This is a genomic window from Trichocoleus sp. DQ-A1, from assembly GCF_039961955.1.
Classification (GTDB): domain Bacteria; phylum Cyanobacteriota; class Cyanobacteriia; order Cyanobacteriales; family FACHB-T130; genus FACHB-T130.
In genome coordinates this window covers 36,405-53,945 of the sequence record NZ_JAMPKE010000013.1, presented here as the reverse complement: position 1 = coordinate 53,945, position 17,541 = coordinate 36,405, and the positions used below count along the sequence as shown (strand labels likewise).

Here is a 17,541-nt window from a genome sequence, read left to right as displayed (position 1 = left end):
TTTTCCAATAAAGTTTTAGTTAATAATCGTTTTAGCTAATTGCTTCGAGCTTTAGCGATCGCATGGATGATTCAAGGTAACAAATGATTAAGAAAACAGAAAATGACTTGACGAATGAAGCTCTTTAATTTCTTGTAGTAAACTTTGATATTGTTGTCGTTTCCCTTGTTGTAGATAGAGATCGGTGGCTTTCTCAAAATCTGCTCTCACTCCCTGCTTATCTCCCAACGTGTAGTGAATGAGACAGCGACAGTGATAGGCATCGCCATCCTGAGGATTGAGTTCAATCGCTTGGCTAAAGTCTTCTATTGCTCCCGGATAATCTTGTAGTTGGGAGCGGACAAAACCCCGATTATAGTAAGCTAAAGCGAGGCTGGGGTCGATCTCAATTGCTTGGCTAAAGTCAGCGATCGCTCCTTGCGTATCTCCGAGGGCAGCGCGGGCAAGACCTTGATTCGTGTAAGCTTGAGCATTATCGGGATTGAGCCGAATTGCTTGGTTTAAATCAGCGATCGCTTCAGGGTAATCTCCGCTCAATACCTCGTAAACTCCGCGCTTGAAGAAGTCCTCAGCGCTCATTTGATCTGTATCGGTACTCGCCGTTAGCGTGATTTGTAATGGCTGAGCTTGAGCCATCGACGGCGAATTCAGCAGTGCCATTACAATGCTGAAGATAATGCTGAAGATGACAATCTTGCGGGAAAGGCGACTCATAACATAGACGTTGAGAACATAGATGTTGAGAAAGCACTGCGTAACACCCGTCATTTAGTAGCCAATTGCTCACAGGCTGTAAGTCTGTGGCTACACAAACAAAGCCTGCCTACGCAGGCTCAATGTCAGCAGATTTGGCTCTGATTGGGATGCAACCCCATTATTTTGAGTTGAGTCGTTGTTGCCGTCAAAAGACAAGCTGTCAAACTTGAACAAGAGTGCAAGTTTGGAGTGTAAGCTTATTCAGAGATTGCACAAGGCACAAAGTTCAGATGTATGGTTCCTCTACCTAACTACCGTCCCAAACAACTTTCCCTTGGCCCTTTGGAAGCGGAGATTTTAAATATCGTCTGGGAACTCGGCTCTGCCACCGTTAAGGATGTACACGATCGCATTCTGGCTGACCCAGACCGGGAGTTAGCTTATACTTCTGTAACTACGGTGCTGCGTCGCCTGACCCAAAAAGGTTGGCTAGCTTGCGATAAACAAGAACGAAGCTTTTGCTGGCAACCTTTGGTATCGCGGGAAGAAGCGCAAGTCATTAAAGCTCACGAACAGTTACACCAGTTTTTGGCAGTGGGGAACCCAGATGTCGTCGCCGCCTTTGCAGATAGCCTAGATAGCGCTAGCGTAGAGCAAATAGAAGCGATCGCGCTTCGTCTTCAATCCGCACGCAAAGCGAGAGAGGAGGGAAAATCATGCATCTAGCGATGATTCTGACGGCGTTAGGATTGGCGTGGTGTCTGAGATGCACAGGGTTAGAGCCATCGGGAACTTGGACGCAACGCTGGCAACGATCCTTTGGGTTATTTTTGTTTCCGCCGCTGCTATTGATCGTGACAGCGATCGCAGTTATTTGCATGGGTGCAGACGGAAAAATGGGAGGACTGCAAGCCGGATGGTTCAGTTACTCCTTCGCCTGGGGATTTTTAGGCGTTGCCGGAATTTTATGTCTAAAGCTGGCACATGAAGGATGGCGTTCGGTACAACAGACACGCACTTATCCCCAAATTGAGCTTGAAGGTAAATTGGGTCGCCTTCTCAATGCCAGCGTTCTATTTAGCGCCCAAATTGGTTTCTGGCAGCCTGAATTAGTCGTCAGTCAGGGATTGTTAGAAACCCTCGATCGAGATCATCTAGAAGCAGTTCTCGCCCACGAACAAGCGCATTACTATTATCGGGATACGTTTTGGTTTTTCTGGCTTGGCTGGGTGCGCCAGATAACCGCTTGGTTGCCGAATACAGAAGCTTTGTGGCAAGAACTTTTACTATTGCGGGAACTTCGTGCGGATCGATGGGCGGCGCAACAGGTAGATCCCTTGTTGTTAGCAGAATCTCTGCTATTGGTGGTGAGTGTCTCGCCAGTACAGTCTGAAAGTTTCTGTGCAGCGTTCAGTGCCATGACCCCTCGAAATCGTTTAGAGGAGAGAATCGAAGCGCTTCTGGCACCATCAGAGGAGTCAGCTTCACCCAGCTTATGGCTTTGGCATTGGATACTACTAGGGTTTCTGCCGCTAGTAACCGTGCCGTTTCACACTTAAATTTTGGTGTTGCACAATCAGGATAATTTCCTTTCAAATTTCGCGCAAAGACGCAAAGTTTTTGTTAGCGTCTTTGCACCTTTGCGCGAGATTATCATTAACCGAGGACGGAATTACTCAAGAAAACCACTCCAATCGAGCAGATAGCCAAACCGGCGAATCGCTGCCAGGGTAACGGTTGAGTGGCAGATTTCCGGCTCACTGCATTGCCAAGCAGCATGGCAACCAAGGCAACGCCATATTGAATGAAAGTGAAACCCAGAAGGTAAGCAACAAGCGGCGTCATACCAGCACCAACGATTGCCTCGCCATAAGCATAGCCGTGAAATAAACCAGCAAGCGCTCCCAGCGCCAGAAGAACCATCCAGTTTGGTTTGTTTGGCGTTAGCAGCAGCGCCCCAAAAACAATTACGGAACCTGCGATCGCTATCTCAGCTGCCGGTAAATCTAGATTGAGTAAATGAATCCCAGTTCCCGCCAGTGCTGCCAATACAAACCCGGCTGGGATGAACGCGCCCCGCACTTGCCCAACCGCCAGTAAACCAATCGCCACCACGAACGCAAAATGATCCAGTCCAATTAAGGGGTGGGCTAGCCCTGAAAAGAACCCTTCAAATAAATTAGACGGCGGCTTGCCACCCATTGGATGGTGAGCGATCGCCTGCTGGGCGCATAGGAAAGTGCTAATTAAAACCAAAAATACAATTACTGTTCGGCTTTGCATCAGATTTAAGAAAGCAAAGCGTCTATCTTTAGACATATTCTGTACCTCGCAGATTTCGCAAATCAATTTCTCTTGGCGGGTATTCTGGCTGAGAGACCAAAACGACGGATCTCATTACAGCTGCGGGACAGCGACGGTTTTACACCGAACTTTCCCCGTTACCTCTGGTGGCTGCTCCCCACCAGAACCGATTGAGTAGGGCAATCATATCACTTCAGTGCTGGCATTTTAAAAAGTATGGGTAAAATGAACCTCAAACAGATGACTCCAAGAGCCGCTTTATTTGAGGAGGAATCGGAAAAATGTGCGTTAATTGTCTGCTGGGTTCGGCTTTAATGTTCTTTACACCCAGGGTTTCCGAAGTACCATCCAACCCGACGAATCAAATTGCATTACCTCAAGAAACTCAAATAGCGATCGCTACTTGAGTGCCACTAAAATTAGCTGAGGATTTCCTTTAGCTCGTGCTGGTTCCAAAGCGAACGGTAAAGTCCAGGTTGTTGCAAAAGTTCGGCATGAGTCCCAGACTGCACAATTTGACCTCGATCCATCACAAAAATGCGATCGGCAGTTGCAGCCGCAGACAATTGGTGAGAGATAAAAATAACCGTTTTGCGCTGGATGCCTTCCGAAAGATTATTCAAAATGGCTGTGGCAGTTTGATTATCAACGCTGGAGAGAGCATCATCCAAAATCAGAATCGGGGAATCCATCAGCAAAGCACGGGCGAGAGCCGTCCGTTGTCGCTGTCCCCCTGAGAGGGTAATGCCGCGCTCACCCACAACGGTTTCGTATTGCTGGGGAAAATTGAGAATTTCCGGGTGAATTTGCGCTTGCTTGGCAGCATTAATAATCTCTGTCTGTTCGCTCAGAGGATTGCCGTAGCGAATGTTGTTTTTGATGGTAGTGCTGAACAGAAAACTGTCTTGAGGGACATAAGCGATCGCTCCGCGCAAATCGGGCAATTTGATCTGCGTAATATCATTGCCATCTACGAACAAACTATCGCTTGGAATATCCACTAATCGCGGCAAGGCATTGGCAAGTGTCGATTTTCCGGAGCCAATTGGTCCGACAATCGCCACGGTTTCCCCTGGTTCAATCGTAAAGCTAACATTCTTAAGCGCGGGAGTTTCGGCTCCCGGAAACGTATAACTGAGTTGACGGGCTGTTAATTTACCGCTTACTTTTTCAACGGGTAATGCGAGTGCATTCGGAGAATCTTTAATTTTGGCTTCTGCCATCAGAATTGACTCAATGCGGTCGATACTCACCTCACCTCGTTGGTAGGCAGTAATCGTAAAACCCAGTAAAGCGGTGGGGAAAACTAATCGTTCAGTATAGAGAATTAATGCCAGAAAATCGCCAATTGTGATCGCACCTGCCACAATTGATCGCGCTCCAACCCATAGCAATATCAGTAAGCTGATAAAAGCCATGCCTTGAATGATTGGAAACAAGACATTTCTGGTCTTTGCTAATTGGATATTGGCTTGCAACAGGCGATTATTTAACCGGGAGAAGGCGCGGCGTTCGTTCTCCTCCTGAGCGTAGATTTTGATCAGACCAATCCCGCTCATATCCTCTTGAATCAACTCGCTGATGCTAGAGAGTTCCTCTTGCAACACCAGCTGTTCGTTCCGTAGGCGATCGCTAAATAGCTGCACAGCGATCAGCATAAACGGATAGACTGCGATCGCCAGCAGACTCAGCTTCAAATTAATCGATAGCATCACCGGCAATGTCAGTCCGTAGGCAAAGACTGTATTCGCCAAACTTAACACGGCAAATCCCAGCAGACGCCGGATATTATCCACATCGCTAGTCGCCCGGTTAATCAAATCTCCAGCAGTGTTGCTTGCAAAATAAGACGGTTCCAGAGTGAGTAGATGCTGAAAAATCTTTTGTTTCAGGTCAAATTCTACTTGTCGCCCGACTCCAAACAGCAAGATGCGCGAAGCCATCCGCACTACCCACATTGCCGAAGCCAGAATCAGGATTAGCGCTACATACTTCCAGATTTGAGCGAAGTCGAACGCTTGGCGGAGTTCGTCAACGCTATCTCGAATCAGCAAAGGGATATAAACGCCCACTGCATTCACAACAAACAGCGCGATAACGCCTAAGGTAGCCTGTCGCCAGTGGGGACGCAGATAAGCACCCAATTTTTGCAGCCGAGAGTGAGCCATTCTGTGAGGACTGAGGATTAAAAACTGAGAAAAGGCAACAGACAAAAAACTTTCTTGCAACCTGCAAGAAGCTTTCGCCTAACATCCAATCCCAAACCATCGTAGACGAATTGGCGCTCGTGCTGCTTCTATAAAACGAGGGGTGTCAACCAGCCGCGTAAGAAGTAGTAGATGAAAGTGAGATATTCTTCTACCACTCGCGTTGTCGTGACTAGCGCTTCCACGGTGGGAACAAAATCCGTGACGGTGATGCGTCGGGCAGGCGTTGCCCCACTTTGAAAGGTAAAGAAATCTGTAGCTCTGGGAATGACCGTGACGCCCAAATTGGCAAACGTAAGGTTGGCACGGCGAATATTTAAGCCGGAGGCAACGAGAATAATCCGGCGCGATCGAATACCGCGCTGCCTCAAGATTTCCTCAACTCTGACCGCACTGGTGCGGAGATCAACCCCACGCGGTTCAATCACAATTCGATTGCGGGGTACACCCATCCTGACCAGTAGCGCCGCGACATCGTTAGCCTCGTTAACACTATCTTGATTTCCTGTCAGCTCCGCTCTAGGTCCTGCACTGACAATCACTAAGGGGTCATTACCGCTCCGTAGCTGTTCTTGATACAGCTGAGCAGAGTATAGAATGCGATCGCCTGTATCAGTTAATTGAATCTGTGTCCGGTAGGGAAGATTTGGTTGTGTCGTCCCTCGCCCCAGCACCACAATCGCCCCCACAATTTGAGAGCCGGTTGGCGTAATATCAGCCGGACATTGAGTTTGACAAATCAGTTGGCGTCGTTGCTCCAGTTGAATCGCCTCCACTTCCGCTTGCTGAGCCAGCCAGTAGGCAACGATTGGCAAACTAGACAACAACAAAACGAAGAAGGCTATCCTAAGTTGGTTCCAAGCTACGCCTGTTAGCGCATTCTTTTTCACTCCGCCGATGGCGAACAACAAAAGCATAATCGACAACCCCAACGGTTTGAGCGGAAACGAAAGAATGTTCCAGGCACTCGATACCAACCTTTCATTGGGGTTGTAAAACGCCATCACCATGATGACAAACAACAGCAGCCCGCCCAACCAAGCGAGATATTGTTTGGGAATCCATCGCACTAACAAAAAGTAGACTAAGGTGCCAATCAGCAGCCACAGCAGAACCCGCGTTAGTAGTAAAAACATAGTAGGTAATTGGTAATGGGTAATTGGTAATGGGTAATTGGTAACGACTATTCACCAGCGATTACCGATTGCCTCTTATTGACGTTTCAATTTTGCCCGAATCGCCTCGGTTACGGTTTGAATTACCTTAACACGGGCATAGTATTTATCATTCGCAGCAACAATTGTCCAGGGAGCGTTAGGAGTGTTCGTCCGCTGAATTGCTTGATTGACTGCCACTTCATAGAAAGCCCAATTGTCCCGATTTCGCCAATCTTCGGCGGTGAGTTTGTATTCTTTAAAGGGGTCATTCTGACGCGATATGAATCGCTGATACTGTTCTTCAGGACTAATATGCAGCCAGAACTTGACCAAAACGTAGCCTGCATTCGTCAGTTGGCTCTCAAACTCATTGATTTCCTGGTAGGCTCTGCGCCATTCCAGTTCTGTGGCAAAACCTTCAACACGCTCTACTAACACTCGCCCGTACCAGCTGCGGTCATCAATGCCAATTGTCCCTGCTGTTGGCAACCACCGCCAGAACCGCCAGAGGTAGTGATGCGCTTTCTCTTCATCCGTAGGTGCTGCGAAGGGATGAACGGCATAACTGCGGGGGTCGAGGACATCGGTTAAGCGTTTGATGGCTCCTCCTTTCCCAGCCGCATCCCAACCTTCAAACAGCACCAAGACGGGCACTTGATGTTTGTGAATCTTCATCTGAAGCTTCAGCAGTTCTACTTGGGCATCGCGTAACTGCTTTTTGTACTCATCCCTGGAGAGAGCAAGATTGAGATCGACTTGCGCTAAGAGATCCGGCTCTGCTGGGTTGAGGTGTTTTTGAGGGGGTACAGGGGTGATAGGCGTCCGAATGTGAAGTCGGTCGAGGGCTTCTGTAAGAGTGGCAGCGAATTGGGTGAGGACTTTGACCTGCGCCCAGCGTTGGCAGTTGCCCTCAACTAATGTCCAGGGGGCGGAGCCAGTGCTGGTTTGGACGAGCATTTCTTCGGCATAATCTACATATTTGCCGTAGTGTTTCTCTTGTTTCCAGTCTTCTGGACGCACTCGCCAAGAGTCTAAGGGATCTTTGGCATATTCTTTTAGCCGGTGCTTTAATTCTTTGCGGCTGAGATGAATCCAGAATTTAGCGATCGCATTTCCATCATCCACCAGTTGGCGCTCAAAGGCGTTTATCTGGGCCATCACGCTTGGGATTTTTGAGTCCTCGATTCGTGCAAACAGCCGGTCTTCTAAAACATGGGTGTACCAGCTATGATAAAAAATCCCAATACTGCCCTTGACTGGCAGTCTCCGCCAGAAGCGCCACAAAAAAGGGTATTGTTGCTCTTCCTGGTTGGGAGGCCAAATCGGGTGAACCGTAAACCCTCGCGGGTCCATGTAATTGACCATTTTCTTGACTAAAGCACCTTTCCCCGCTGCCGCCCAACCTTCCAGCACGACAATCATGGGTAGCTTTTTGTCCCAGCAAGCCTTTTGGAGCGATCGCACTTGACGCATTAGCGTCTCAATCTGAGACTCGTAAGTATTTTTATCGAGGGAAAGATCCAAATCCAGCGTATCCAGCATGATGTTGACTAGAGAAGAATAGTACCTTTGACTATCTCCTAGTCTTGCACCTGTTGAGCTAACTATTCAGTAACAATCTGCAAATGTCAAAGCTTAGACATAAAAATACAGGAGCCAAAAACAAGAAGACAAAAGCGCTTTTTCTTCTTGTTTTCGGCTCCAGGCACTAGATAGTTTAAAAAAAATTGGTAATTGGTAAATTACATCCCGTTACCAACTACCCATCTGATTATTTTGCTTCAAATGCTCCGATATCGCAAACACCACCTTGCGGTCTGGCAACACCTCGTTGATCCGTTGCCAAGCAAGTCGCGTTATTTCCTGTATTAATCGCTGGACTCCCTGCTAATAAGGGTAGAGTCTGAGTCAAACCACCAGTCGCAGAAAGTGCACCTAGCATTGGTTCAACAATCGTGATGCCAACCGCGCAGTTTTTGTCAGTGGGATCGTTTGGGTTTTTGGCGGGAAATTGGATATTGTTGCCGCCATTAGTCATTTCGTCAGAACAATTCTGCTTAATATTCCAGGTATTCCCGCCATTATCCGCTTTATTGTTAGCGATAATTGTATTTTTCAGGGTTATATCTGGACTGCTGCCAAAAATACCAGCCCCCATAAACCCAGCATAATTGTTAGCAATCGTGACATTATTGATGGTCATCTTGCCACTGGTTCTCATGATTGCGCCGCCTAGACCCCCCTTGGCATCTGGAGTCACAGCACGATTCCCTGAAAAAGTAGTATTAGAAACTTCTGCGCTTACGTCATTTCCCGTCCACAGTCCCCCGCCCTGATTCGCAGAAATGTTGCCAGAGAAGGTAGTGTTCCTCACTATAAAAATAGTGCTGTTTGTTCCGGCAGTGTAATTAGGGGCAGTTGTGGTGCCACCGACCACGAAAATAGCACCGCCAAATCCTTTGTCGCCAGTGCCCGTAACGCTATTTCCAGAGAAGGTGTTATTTTCGATTGTCGTCGTATTGTTGTTATAAAGTTGATTAAAAAAAGCCCCACCTTGATTGGTGGCAATATTGTTTGTGAAGGTGTTGTTCCGGAGAATAATTTTACCTAAATTACCATTCGCACCATCATTATAAATGGCACCACCCGCCCCCCCAGGAGCCACAATTCCAGCGGTATTTCCCGTGAAAGTGCTATTCGTTACGGTTAAGTCGCTGAGCAAGTCATAGATTGCTCCGCCGAGGCTAGCTTGATTTCCGGTAAAAGTGCTTTTATCTACAACAATTGTACTTTCACTCTTACTATAGATTGCACCGCCTCCCGCCTCTCCCGGCATTGTTGATTTGTTGTTGTTAAAGGTACAGTTCAGTACCACTAACTTACCTCTGTAGCCGCTATAAACGCCGCCACCATTTTCGGTACTAAAGCCATTCGCAATAGTGAGATTTCTTAGAGTCAGTTGAACGAGGCTATCAGTGGAAAAAATCCGATTAGTTCCATTTCCGCTGAGAGTTACTACACTTCGTCCGTCGATTACTGTATTCGCGGAAAGTACCTTTTCTTTCACTACAATCGTATGCGGACTAGAACCACAATTAAAGGTTACAGTCCCCCCACCTACTAAAGCAGTATCTAAAGCAGCTTCAGTACAACTTGCAGCGGTTCCGTTCCCGACAGTTCCAGCCGCCTCAGCTTTTTGATGTGAGGAAATCGTTAAGGCAACACAGAAAGCGAGAGTTAAGAAATAGAGTGGTTGTTTCATACCAAAAACCTCATTATTCAATATTAGAAGAGATTTATTGTTCGCAATTGCATGACCAAATGAGCTTACTTATTTTTGGGCGTAGAATACTGTGCAATTGCAAAAAAAGGTTGGAAGTGAGAAAGGTTAGAAGCTAAGCTAACAACCCAGATATTTGACAGACTCAATATTTGTTGGTTCCCTAACAAATCCGGCAGCCTCAGATCGAGGAATAAGTTGTAATCTCAAATAGAGTCTTTACCAAAAATAGGAATTTTAATCCTCTGCGAATATACGTAGTTTTAACTTTGTAAAATTGTCTTGCAACAAGCCTTGTTAAATAGTTCTTTGTTATAGCTGTCAATCCGGAAACCTTTTCAAGGTTCAGTAAATTTACACAGGTTTTATATTATTAAAGCATTGCCAAAGTACAAATATATTTTTATTTAAAAATAGAAATTATAGTTAACCGTAGAATTAGCTATTGATTCGTATTTGTGCGTACAAGATAAAAGTATTTTTATCCCTATATTTACACAAATAGAGTTTAATAAAATTCGCTTTCAAAAATATTTAATTTATTTATTAATGAAGCCTGTTTGAGATCCTGATAGTTCTATCAATCCTGGTAATGAGGAGCAGGATAAATCATGATCCCAATGGGTTAACACCAGATGAAATCAGCTTTTGAAAGTTCTGGCGTATTGCTTAGCTTACTTGCCGTTGCACCAGCGATCGCTGTGAAACCGGCACAGGCAGAAACGATTGTTCCAGCTCAAGACGGTACGGGCACAATTGCCGCTCCTGAAGGCAATACAATCAATATCGGCGGAGGAAAACTGTCTGGTGATGGAGCAAACCTTTTCCACAGCTTTGAGCAATTTAACCTCAATGCAGACCAAATAGCTAACTTTATTTCTAATCCCAAAATTGAAAATATTTTAGGCAGAGTAGTGGGTGGAGATCCCTCTACAATTGATGGCTTAATTAAAGTCAGCGGAGGAAATTCTAATTTATACCTGATGAATCCATCGGGGATTATATTTGGTGCCAATGCCAGATTGGATGTGCCGGGAAGCTTTACCGCAACCAGTGCCACAGGGATTGGTTTTGGCTCTAATTCTTTTAATGCTAGCGGTGATAATAATTACGCAACCTTAACGGGAACGCCTAGCAGTTATTCGTTTAATACCGCTCAACCGAGTGCTATTGTCAACTCCGGAGAACTAGCGGTCAAAGAAGGACAAAATCTTACCTTGCTGGGTGGCACTGTTGTTAGCCAGGGAACGCTGTCAGCACCAGGAGGTAAACTAATTGTGGCAGCAGTACCAGGACAGAATACCGTACGGATTAGTCAACCCGGTCAATTGCTAAGTTTAGAGATTCAACCCATTTCTTCTGATGCTAGTCAGCCTTCAACCGGAACAGTTTCCTCTCTACCCCAACTACTAACGGGTAGTAAAGCGGGAAATGCTACGGGACTCACCACAAATAGCAAAGGAGAGGTAGAACTAACAGGTTCTGGTATCAAAGTAGAAGCGGGGGATGTGGTAGTCCGTCAGCTCAATGCGGGAACAGCTACACTTTCAGCCAACCATAATTTGACTCTGGTTGAAAGCCAAATACAGACATCTGGGGATATGAATTTGCTGGCAAAAGATACCGTGCGAGTGCGGGATAGCGTCGCGACTCCTTTTGTGGCAAAGGCGGGAGGGAATCTCACTGTTCAAGGCAATAAAGCGGTTGATATTTTGGCACTGAATCACCCAGAAACACCCTTTCAAAGTGGCGGCAATCTCAGTTTAATCAGTGATGGAGTGATTTCTGGAGATGCTCACTATTCAGCAGGGGGGAATTTCTCAATTCTCAACTTATCGGGGGCTGGCGGCAAGTTTCAAAGTATTTATGACCCCATCATTACGTCTGATGGCGATGTCATGCTTGATTCTTATACGGGTGCTTCCCTGAAGATAATCGCAGCCGGAAAAATTACGATTAGTGGAGATATCGTCATTAATGCGATCGATCCAGAGGTAGATCCTAATAGTCGTGCCCTGATTTTACAAGCAGGTGCGACTGGGACAACTGATAACGTACCCTTCGCCGAACCCTTTCCGGGTGCCCCTCCCGAATATTTTGACGATGCAGGCGCAAATCCCTCCTACACAACCTTTGTGAAATCTCCTACCTCAGCTGGAACGATTACAGTTGCAGGAACCATTAAATCTGATGATTTATTGGGACCAGCGGAACCTTTAAATGTTACCTTGTCGGCACCGGGTGATATTAATGTTCAAACCATTCAGTCGTCTGGTGGAAATATAAGTATTAGCAGCACCAGCGGTTCTATTAATGCCGCCGATCCAGTTAATCAAGTTTACAATTTAGACTCTCGCAATCGCCCTGGTAATGCAGGTGCAATTACCCTCAGCGCCCCATCGGGAAATATTACAACCGGAGATATCTTTTCCTCTTCTGATAACTTTGGCACGGCTGCTTCTGGGACTGGCGGCGCGATCGCAATTAGCGCCGGAGGCAATATCAAGACTGAAACCATAGATTCCAGTTCTAAGTGCAATTCTTGCTCTTCCTCTGGCAATGGTGGTGACATCACGCTGATTGCTGGTAATGATATCGCCGCCAAAATCATCGATGCTCAGAGTCTTGGCAGTGGCACTGGCGGTAATGTAACTATCGCGGCGGGACAGAATCTCACCGTTGATAATAAGTTTGTTACTTTTACCTACAATAACCCCAGCATTAACACGACCGGAACGGGCGGGGGTGGAGCCATTAATATCAATCATCACGGGGGAGTTCCAGTCCCCTCGACTCCATTTGTTGTTGGCGATCCCACGACGAATGGAACTGCCCAAGCCATCACCACGGGCACTTCGACAATTTCGCCCCCCGAATCTTTCCCCGGTGGAACTGTTCAGGGCAATATTACGATCAATACCACTCCTCCACCGCCAATTCCCGCGCCAATTCCTGCACCAAGTCCTGCGCCAACTCCCGTGCCAAGTCCTGCGCCAACTCCTACCCCCGTACCCAGTTCAAATCCCCAACCGGAACCTGGGAACCAACCCAAGACAGAAATTGTGACAGACTTTCAAGGAAATACACTCTCACCTGTACCAGTAGCGGGTGCAGAAAATCAAAGACCGATTTTGTGTACGGTAGAGAGTCTCGAAGATGAAAAGCTGCCACTTTTACACAGGTTGCCTCGCTGTCAAGAACACCGCGATCGCCGCAATCAACCACCGGCAAGCTCTAAAACCCTGTTTGTTCCCCGACAACAAAGCGATCGCGCAGTTCCTCAAAAGTAATCAATGTCGCTAAAGCGCTGGTTTGTAAGCTCAGCCGCAAAAATCTCTAAGATATAATTTTGAATCGCACAGAAATGGGGATGCTTCCGCGTTTCTGTGCGATTTTCCGACGAAAGAGGTATGCGATCGCTAGTTTGGTGAAGGAAAGTATTTATAAGGAACACAAGCTCTCTTACCGAGGACAACGCATTGCCCTCAGTTAGCTATCCTTATAAAGCACTGATTCAAAGTTTGAGAAGGTATTGAACGTGTCGCAAGTCAAACCAACCATTCTGGTGACGGGTGGAGCTGGATATATTGGAACCCATGCCGTACTGGCGCTGATCAAGGCAGGCTATGGGGTAGTGGTATTAGATAACCTGGTGTACGGACATCGGGAATTGGTGGAAAATGTACTCAAAGTAGAACTGGTAGTGGGAGATATGAGCGATCGCGCTCTCCTCGACCAACTCTTTGCCACTCGCAACATTGCGGCAGTTATGCACTTTGCCGCCTATATTGCGGTGGGAGAGTCCGTCACCGATCCCGCCAAATACTACCAGAACAACGTCGTTGGCACTTTGACACTGCTAGAAGCAATGGTGGCAGCAAACGTGAAGAAATTTGTCTTTTCTTCCACTTGCGCCATCTACGGGATGCCCCAGGAAGTTCCCATGACCGAACACCATCCCCAAAATCCCCTCAGTCCTTACGCGACGAGTAAGTGGATGGTAGAGAAAATTCTGGCAGATTTTGATATTGCCTACGATTTAAAGTCCGTGGCGTTCCGCTATTTCAATGCTTCTGGGGCGAATCCCGATGGCTTACTCGGTGAGGATCACGAGCCAGAAACGCACCTGATTCCCCTGGTACTTCAGACAGCTTTGGGCAAACGGGAATCTATCTTCATTCTCGGCACCGATTACCCGACCCCAGATGGCACCGGAATTCGGGACTACATCCACGTCAGCGACTTAGCAGATGCTCACGTTTTAGGGCTAGAGTATCTCCTGCAAGGGGGAACGAGCGATGTCTTTAACTTAGGCAATGGCAACGGTTTCTCAGTTAGAGAAGTGATTGAGACAGCCAAGGCGGTCACGGGGCGGGAGATCAAAGCAGTAGAACGCGATCGCCGTGCCGGGGACGCCCCTATTTTAGTCGGCAGCAGCGATAAAGCAAAAAAAATCCTCGGTTGGTGTCCGCAATACGCAGACCTGAGTAAAATCGTTGCTGACGCTTGGCAATGGCATCAGCATCGTCATGGATAATTCTGGAGTGGAAGTTAGATTAGGTCGTTTAGAATCGATTGTTGAACAAATTGCAGAGGCAGTACTTGCCAGCGCTGACACAATTGACCGTCTTGGCGAGCGAGTAGATGCTCTTACAATTCAAGTACAACAACAGGGAAACCTTAGAGAGGCAGTAATTGCCACTAATGAGACAATTAACCGCCTTGCTGACCGAGTGGATGCCCTGACTATTCAAGTACAAGAACAGGGGCATCAAGTCCAACAGCAGCACTATCAAATTTTTGCCTTAAGCGATGCGGTGCAAACTTTAGCAGAAACCCAAGATGATTCTCTTGTGCGGTTGATGCAGCTAACAGAAGCTTTACAACGCCTTGTGGATGCCATTGAAGCAACGGAAGAGACCGAATCTTAATCTCGGTCTCTGGTTTGCCATCGTATCCCGATTGGCTGTCAATCCTAGGGAAATAAAGTGGAAGTACCCATCAACTCATCAGGAGAGTTTTCATGCACTTTCTTCGTCGGTACGCTGTCATCCTTCCCGTGACTGCCGCCGTCAGTTTCTCGATCGTCAGTTGCACCGAAAGCAAAATCACTCAGTGTCAAAAGATTTTCAAGATTACCAATGAAACGGTGAATGAAACCAAAACCGTGACCAATGGAGGTCAGAATAGCTCTCCAGAAGCGCTAGCTAAAACAGCCGAGATTTGGGATAAATCAGCTCAAAAAATGACAAATATTAGCGTCAACGATCCAAAGCTTAAAAAGTTTCAAGCTGATTTTATTAGAATGTATCGAGAGAGTAGTAAGGCAACTCGCGAATATGTTTCAGCTCTCAAAAAAAGGGATTTTCCCGCAGTTGACGCTGGATTTAAAAAATTGCAGAAATCCTATAATCCAGAAAAAAATTTAGTAAACGGGATAAACAGTTACTGTGGAAGTTAACCAAAAGCTGCCTGCGATTTCCACTCGCTCTCTAAAGCTCAAAAAAGTAGTAGAAGAGAAGAATCAGGCTATTTTTCTAAGCTAAGTTCTAGGAAGTCTATTTTTAATTCCCTGTAATCCAGTGTCAGGCGTGCAAAAGTGCGGTAATGCACTTAGAGTCTACAGCGATCGCTCTTGAGCTAGCGATCGCGGGCTGAGGAGTGAGTAAAATTTACACTCAGCCCTTAAGTACGCGCAACTGTGAAGTCAGCTTTGTCATTAAAATATGCTCTCGTCCATGAATGGTTGACCCCCGAAGCTACTGGCGGGTCAGAACTCGTTGTCCGTGAAATCCTCAAGCACATTGATGCCGACCTCTATGCCCTAATTGACTTTGAATCCACCAATCCTGAAAGTTATCTCTTCAATCGCCCCATTGGCACCACATTCCTGCAACACTTCCCGAAAGCCCGTAGTGGCGTCCAGAAATATCTCCCCCTATTGCCGGTAGCGATTGAACAGCTGGACTTACGCGACTATGACGTAATTCTCTCCTCTGCCCACGCTGTCGCCAAAGGAGTCCTCACCAGCCCACAACAACTGCATATCTGCTACTGCCATACGCCCATGCGCTACGCCTGGGATTTAACTTTTGATTATCTAGACAGTAGCCGACTAGGACGGGGTCTCCCAGGCATCCTGACGCGGTATCTCCTTCATCAACTGCGTCAGTGGGATGTACTCTCCGCAAACCGCGTTGATTATTTCATCGCCAACTCCCAACACACCGCACGTCGCATCTGGCGCTGCTATCGGCGGCAAGCAGAAGTCATTTATCCACCCGTCAATGTTGAGCGATTTTCCTTTCAGCCCCAAAAAGAAGATTTTTACCTCACCGTTTCCCGGCTGGTGAGTTACAAGCAAGTATCTTTAATTGTCCGATCTTTTAACCAACTGGGACGCCCGCTTGTGGTGATTGGCACGGGGCCGGAACTTGACGAAATGCGCCAGCTAGCGAAACCCAATGTAAAAGTGCTAGGGTCACAACCAGATGATGTTGTTGAGCAGTATATGGCTCAAGCAAAAGCATTTGTATATGCAGCCTGTGAAGACTTTGGCATGGCGTTGGTAGAAGCCCAAGCTTGTGGCACTCCTGCGATCGCCTATGGTGCTGGTGGGGCATTAGAAACCGTTCTGGATATTCGGGAACACCCGACACAGGGAACTGGCTTATTTTTTCCAGCCCAAACAGAAGCGGCTTTGATAGAAGCGGTAAAAACCTTTGAAGCATCGCAAGGATTATTTAATCCGGAGATTGCTAGAGTCCGCGCTTCTCAGTTCGCCCCTCAAACTTTCCAGAAGCGCTATCTAGCCTTTCTAGAGAGCTGTTATCAAGAATTTCAGTCATCCTCAGCCATTCGTCCCTAATCATCAGTCATGCTCTTTAGCCGGTTGCTAAAAACTCATGACTAATGACCAATGACCCATGACTAATGACCAAATTCTACTTTCTGGGACTCCATTAGCTGTCTTCAGGCGTCTTGTGGCTTTATGATCGGGACTGTGTGGTGTGAAGTGAAGGAGTAAGATGACTGCCGAAAGCCAACTTATCTCCGGCAAGATGTTGTGGGCGTTCGTGAAGCGAGGTTTTCAACCACTCGCGCCGACAGGTAGGCCCAGAGGTTTGAGCAAACAGCGAGACCTCCCGCTACAGCGTCTAGACCGAGATTTCGCTAAGCGATGTTTTGATGTTCTGTTTTCACTGTCGGTTTTGATTTTGTTTTCTCCCGTTTACCTGTTGTTGGCCTTGCTGATTGCTCTGAGCACACGAGGTCCAATTTTTTATGTCCAGGAACGAATCGGGAAAAATCATCAGCCTTTTGGTTGTCTCAAATTCAGAACGATGGTGCCAAATGCAGACGAAGTGTTGCTGCAAATGATGGCAACCTCACCTCATCTGCGTCAGGAATTCGAGGATAATTTCAAACTCAAAGACGACCCTCGAATTACATGGATTGGTAAATTCCTACGGGTAACTAGCCTGGATGAGTTTCCCCAATTCTGGAACGTTCTTAAAGGGGACATGAGCGTTGTCGGGCCAAGACCTCTCGTTGCCGAGGAGTTGTCAAAATACGGACATCACATTGACAAAGTGCTGACGATTCGACCTGGAATCACCGGATTATGGCAAGTTTCTGGGCGCAATGACATCCCTTATCCGCGCCGAGTCCAGATAGATGTCTATTACGTCAATGCCAGGAATTTCTGGCTGGATTTGTGGCTAGTTGTAAAAACAATTGGCGTTGTCGTTTCCCCCAAAGACAATGGTGCCTACTGAAAAATAGCCGACGTTCGGCAATCCATCACTCAAATAAAGTTCTTTAAACAACGACTCCTACAGCTTTCCTCCTTACTTGGAGAGGGCTGTAGCACTTTGTAATTCATTAGTTTGATGAG

15 protein-coding genes and 1 riboswitch are annotated in these 17,541 nt (G+C 47.0%); of the genes, 8 read left to right on the top strand and 7 right to left on the bottom strand.

The window, feature by feature from the left end:
• Window positions 1–87 precede the first annotated feature (87 nt).
• Window positions 88–768, bottom strand: coding sequence for a tetratricopeptide repeat protein (locus tag NDI33_RS14530; protein ID WP_190679039.1), 681 nt, complete (start codon window positions 766–768; stop codon window positions 88–90).
• A 222-nt stretch (window positions 769–990) separates the two neighbouring features.
• Here NDI33_RS14530 and NDI33_RS14525 point away from each other — a divergent pair, with 222 nt between their 5' ends.
• Window positions 991–1,422, top strand: a complete 432-nt coding sequence (locus NDI33_RS14525) for a BlaI/MecI/CopY family transcriptional regulator (protein ID WP_190410694.1) — start codon at window positions 991–993, stop codon at window positions 1,420–1,422.
• Window positions 1,413–2,255: a M56 family metallopeptidase gene (locus NDI33_RS14520; protein ID WP_190410693.1), complete on the top strand. Its 843-nt coding sequence runs from the start codon at window positions 1,413–1,415 to the stop codon at window positions 2,253–2,255. Before NDI33_RS14525 ends, NDI33_RS14520 begins: the two co-directional genes overlap by 10 nt.
• 97 nt (window positions 2,256–2,352) lie before the next feature.
• On the opposite strand, the gene NDI33_RS14515 is transcribed toward NDI33_RS14520, so the two are convergent.
• From NDI33_RS14515 to NDI33_RS14495, 5 genes are all read right to left on the bottom strand, one after another.
• Window positions 2,353–3,015: a HupE/UreJ family protein gene (locus NDI33_RS14515; RefSeq protein WP_190679037.1), complete on the bottom strand. Its 663-nt coding sequence runs from the start codon at window positions 3,013–3,015 to the stop codon at window positions 2,353–2,355.
• A gap of 20 nt (window positions 3,016–3,035) precedes the next feature.
• Window positions 3,036–3,186, bottom strand: a riboswitch (cobalamin riboswitch).
• A 233-nt stretch (window positions 3,187–3,419) separates the two neighbouring features.
• A complete protein-coding gene (locus tag NDI33_RS14510; RefSeq protein WP_190410691.1) occupies window positions 3,420–5,168 on the bottom strand; it encodes an ABC transporter ATP-binding protein in 1,749 nt (582 codons plus the stop codon).
• A gap of 128 nt (window positions 5,169–5,296) precedes the next feature.
• A complete protein-coding gene (locus NDI33_RS14505) occupies window positions 5,297–6,343 on the bottom strand; it encodes a YdcF family protein (RefSeq protein WP_190410690.1) in 1,047 nt (348 codons plus the stop codon).
• A 75-nt stretch (window positions 6,344–6,418) separates the two neighbouring features.
• Entirely contained in the window at window positions 6,419–7,906 is a 1,488-nt protein-coding gene (gene pap / locus NDI33_RS14500; RefSeq protein WP_190679035.1) for a polyphosphate:AMP phosphotransferase, read from the bottom strand.
• Between the two features lie 229 nt (window positions 7,907–8,135).
• On the bottom strand, window positions 8,136–9,626 hold the full coding sequence (locus NDI33_RS14495; protein WP_190679034.1) for a choice-of-anchor Q domain-containing protein: 1,491 nt from the start codon (window positions 9,624–9,626) through the stop codon (window positions 8,136–8,138).
• A gap of 653 nt (window positions 9,627–10,279) precedes the next feature.
• Here NDI33_RS14495 and NDI33_RS14490 point away from each other — a divergent pair.
• From NDI33_RS14490 to NDI33_RS14480, 3 genes are all read left to right on the top strand, one after another.
• On the top strand, window positions 10,280–12,934 hold the full coding sequence (locus NDI33_RS14490) for a filamentous hemagglutinin N-terminal domain-containing protein (protein ID WP_190679032.1): 2,655 nt from the start codon (window positions 10,280–10,282) through the stop codon (window positions 12,932–12,934).
• Between the two features lie 248 nt (window positions 12,935–13,182).
• Window positions 13,183–14,181, top strand: a complete 999-nt coding sequence (gene galE / locus NDI33_RS14485; RefSeq protein WP_190410685.1) for a UDP-glucose 4-epimerase GalE — start codon at window positions 13,183–13,185, stop codon at window positions 14,179–14,181.
• Window positions 14,174–14,575, top strand: a complete 402-nt coding sequence (locus NDI33_RS14480; protein WP_190410684.1) for a hypothetical protein — start codon at window positions 14,174–14,176, stop codon at window positions 14,573–14,575. Before galE ends, NDI33_RS14480 begins: the two co-directional genes overlap by 8 nt.
• Before the next feature lie 44 nt (window positions 14,576–14,619).
• On the opposite strand, the gene NDI33_RS14475 is transcribed toward NDI33_RS14480, so the two are convergent.
• On the bottom strand, window positions 14,620–14,766 hold the full coding sequence (locus NDI33_RS14475; protein ID WP_190410683.1) for a hypothetical protein: 147 nt from the start codon (window positions 14,764–14,766) through the stop codon (window positions 14,620–14,622).
• 27 nt (window positions 14,767–14,793) lie between these two features.
• Between NDI33_RS14475 and NDI33_RS14470 the strand changes: the two genes are divergently transcribed.
• The 3 genes from NDI33_RS14470 to NDI33_RS14460 all read left to right on the top strand — a co-directional run bounded on the left by NDI33_RS14470 (window position 14,794) and on the right by NDI33_RS14460 (window position 17,422).
• The gene (locus NDI33_RS14470) at window positions 14,794–15,105 is read left to right on the top strand and encodes a hypothetical protein (RefSeq protein WP_190432809.1); all 312 of its coding nucleotides are present in this window, start codon (window positions 14,794–14,796) and stop codon (window positions 15,103–15,105) included.
• A gap of 252 nt (window positions 15,106–15,357) precedes the next feature.
• The gene (locus NDI33_RS14465) at window positions 15,358–16,512 is read left to right on the top strand and encodes a glycosyltransferase (protein ID WP_190679148.1); all 1,155 of its coding nucleotides are present in this window, start codon (window positions 15,358–15,360) and stop codon (window positions 16,510–16,512) included.
• Between the two features lie 160 nt (window positions 16,513–16,672).
• Window positions 16,673–17,422 carry a sugar transferase gene (locus NDI33_RS14460; protein WP_190530365.1) on the top strand — a complete coding sequence of 250 codons (750 nt, stop codon included), beginning with the start codon at window positions 16,673–16,675 and terminating at the stop codon, window positions 17,420–17,422.
• Window positions 17,423–17,541 lie beyond the last annotated feature (119 nt).